This window comes from Schwartzia sp. (in: firmicutes) (assembly GCF_978017985.1).
In genome coordinates this window covers 1-2,802 of sequence record NZ_CDXDFU010000205.1, presented here as the reverse complement: position 1 = coordinate 2,802, position 2,802 = coordinate 1, and the positions used below count along the sequence as shown (strand labels likewise).

The following is a 2,802-nucleotide window of genomic DNA, read 5'->3' as shown; positions in this document are numbered from 1 at the left end:
CCGTAACTCCCGGGTGAATCGTCGTGATATCCTCCACAGCATTCTCCACGCTGAAGTCCGTATATGGAAGCAAATCCACCTTGTTAAGAATAGCAAGAGAAGATTCCTTGAAAATCAAAGGATACTTCATAGGCTTATCATTTCCCTCGGTGATGGAAAGCACCGTAACCTTCGCCTGCTCACCAAGAGCAAACTCCGCAGGACAGACAAGATTTCCAACATTCTCGATGACGAGCATATCCATAGATTTCCAGTCCATATCCGCAAGAGCTTTCTCAATCATCGGTGCTTCCAGATGGCAGCCGCCGCTGGTATTCACCTGAATGACCTCCGCTCCATGGGTTGCGATGCGGTCAGCGTCCTTGGAGGTAAAAAGATCACCCTCAATGACTGCTATACGCATCTCCTTTGCAAGCTTCTCAAGCGTACGCTCCAAAAGCGTTGTCTTTCCCGAGCCCGGAGAGCCCAGAAGATTCATTACAAAAACACCCTGTGCCGCGAGCTTGTCATGAATCGACTCCGCGATTTTATCATTTTCTCCCAGCACGTCCTGCATGACCTTGACTTCCATCTGCTCACTCCATTTCCAGATAATCCACTCTCATCTCGCGGCCCGAGACAGTTTCCATGACTCCTCCGCAATCAGAGCAGATAAAATTATACTTTTCTATCGGACGTTCTTTTCCGCACATACTGCAGCGGCCCACCAGAGGCACATGCTGAATAACAACCTCGGCATCCTCCGCCAGTGTCCCCTTCTTCACAATGCCCAGACAGAACTCAAGGGAGTCTGTTTCGACTCCTGCCATATCGCCAATCAAAAGAGCGATTTTTGTTACCTTGGCCGCACCGTTCTGCTCTGCGTAGTCCTTAGCGATTCCAAGGATACCTTCCGCCAGCGACATTTCGTGCATCCGTCCACCTCCTCATAATATCCTTGTCTGCGTTTTACCGCAAATAAAAATATTACATATTTGAAAAAAAGGGGACGCCATTCGGCGTCCCCTCGGAATATATCACAATCCGGCTTCGAGACCGTTATCCGAAAATACCTTGATGATTTCCGTCATCTTTGTCTTGGACGGATTATAATCAATTGTCGTTTCACCTTCATGCCAGTGGATATGTACATACATTACCCCCGGCAGTCCCAGAAGAGCCTTCTCGACCGTCTTTGCACTTTCTTCCGTATAACCTTCGGTAATAAACTGCAAACGGGTATTTCCGTTATTCTGGCCGCAGCCGCATTCTTTACACATCAGTGAATTCCTCCATATATTTATTTCGTTTTGGGAGGCTCAACCTCACAGGCGTCCTTCGGTTCATGCTCCAGAAGCTTGGTACCGTTGAACATACTGGAAATTTCTCCCTCGCCCTCCATGAAATCCGCGCGGATAGCCATGTAAATATGACCGATAACGAAGAGCATGATACCCCATGCGCAGTAGTGATGTACCACATGAGTCATGTACTCTCCGCCGAGCACCGTGTTCACCCAGCCGAACAGGAAGCCTCCGATAGTGTTCGGGTCTGCCATGTTGTACATAGCAAAGCCCGTAACGATCTCGATTGCTGCCATCACGTAAAGTCCTGCATAGGACATACGCGCCAGCGGGTTTCTGAGGAACGGTGCATGGGATTTCTTCAGAAGCATATAATGAAGTGCCACATCAACAGTTTCAGAGTAGAAATGGCCTTCCAAAACACGCGGGAACAGACGGTCGCCGCGGTTGATAATATATCCGTAGACGCGGAGAATCAGCGAAGCACAGAACACGAACGCCGCAAGGAAATGCACGCTTCGTGTCACATCAACGAGGAACACCGTATACGTCGGCTCGAGAGCATTGATGTAAACCGGCTTCGTAATCAAAAGGCCTGAAACGAACATCACGATGATGCTCACTGCCATGACCCAATGGAATATCCGCAGGAACGGACTGAAGAGGTAATATATCCTCCGTTCTTCCTTAACCATATTCACTCACCTCTCTCAGGCGTCGACATGCATGCCGCCGTATGGATCGGTCGTAACAACATTAATCTTTTCGCCCTTCTCATTGAAAAGATGCGTTGCGCATGCCATGCACGGGTCGAAGGAGCGGATGACCTTGACGATTTCAAGTGGCTTGTCTGCAATCTTGACCTTCGTGTCCATCATCGCCTGCTCGTATGCGCCGTGGCCTGCCTTGTCGTCTCTCGGGCATGCGTTCCATGTAGTCGGAACAACACACTGATAATTGGAAATCTTGCCGTTCTCGATTGTTATCCAGTGGCTGAGACCTCCGCGCGGTGCTTCGTAGAGACCAACACCGACAGCACGTTTAGGCCATGTGGACGGATCCCATTTATCCATGGAAGCAACCTGTGTATCGCCGCTCTTGATATTCTCGATGAGCTTATCGAAGAAGAACTTCTCAACCTCGGCATTAATCTGGCAGTCAAGAGCACGGGCAGCCGTACGGCCGACCATTGTCGGGAGCCATACCTCAGGAGCAAGTCCGAGAACCTTCGAAACTGCCTCAATCTGGTCTACCATCATCTTCTCTGCCCATGTCATATCAGGCAGGAGTCCCTGTTTAGCCTTTGTGTAGATGACGATGTAGTGAGCCAGCGGACCGACCTCGCACATTTTATTGCGCCACAGCGGAGTCTTGAGCCAGGAATATTTGCCCTTCTCATTAAGCTCTTTCCAATCCGTAGGCGTACCGACCTTCGGGCCCGTATATTTGGCCTTCGTCTGGCCTTCCCATGGATGACGCGGCTGAGCATCTCCGCCTTTTCCGTCGTATTCGTACCATG

General features: G+C 50.0%; 5 protein-coding genes. All 5 read right to left on the bottom strand.

Annotation, left to right across the window (positions count from 1 at the left end; genetic code table 11):
• On the bottom strand, nucleotides 1–571 hold a 571-nt coding region (gene hypB, locus ACY69O_RS08850; RefSeq protein WP_462333103.1), incomplete at its 3' end, for a hydrogenase nickel incorporation protein HypB.
• A gap of 4 nt (nucleotides 572–575) precedes the next feature.
• Nucleotides 576–914, bottom strand: a complete 339-nt coding sequence (gene hypA, locus ACY69O_RS08845) for a hydrogenase maturation nickel metallochaperone HypA (RefSeq protein ID WP_462333102.1) — start codon at nucleotides 912–914, stop codon at nucleotides 576–578.
• 102 nt (nucleotides 915–1,016) lie between these two features.
• Nucleotides 1,017–1,259: a heavy-metal-associated domain-containing protein gene (locus ACY69O_RS08840; RefSeq protein WP_072936565.1), complete on the bottom strand. Its 243-nt coding sequence runs from the start codon at nucleotides 1,257–1,259 to the stop codon at nucleotides 1,017–1,019.
• A gap of 20 nt (nucleotides 1,260–1,279) precedes the next feature.
• The gene (cybH, locus tag ACY69O_RS08835; RefSeq protein ID WP_462333101.1) at nucleotides 1,280–1,978 is read right to left on the bottom strand and encodes a Ni/Fe-hydrogenase, b-type cytochrome subunit; all 699 of its coding nucleotides are present in this window, start codon (nucleotides 1,976–1,978) and stop codon (nucleotides 1,280–1,282) included.
• A gap of 15 nt (nucleotides 1,979–1,993) precedes the next feature.
• Nucleotides 1,994–2,802 (bottom strand): nickel-dependent hydrogenase large subunit (locus tag ACY69O_RS08830; RefSeq protein ID WP_462333100.1); only part of this gene is annotated, 809 nt, incomplete at its 5' end.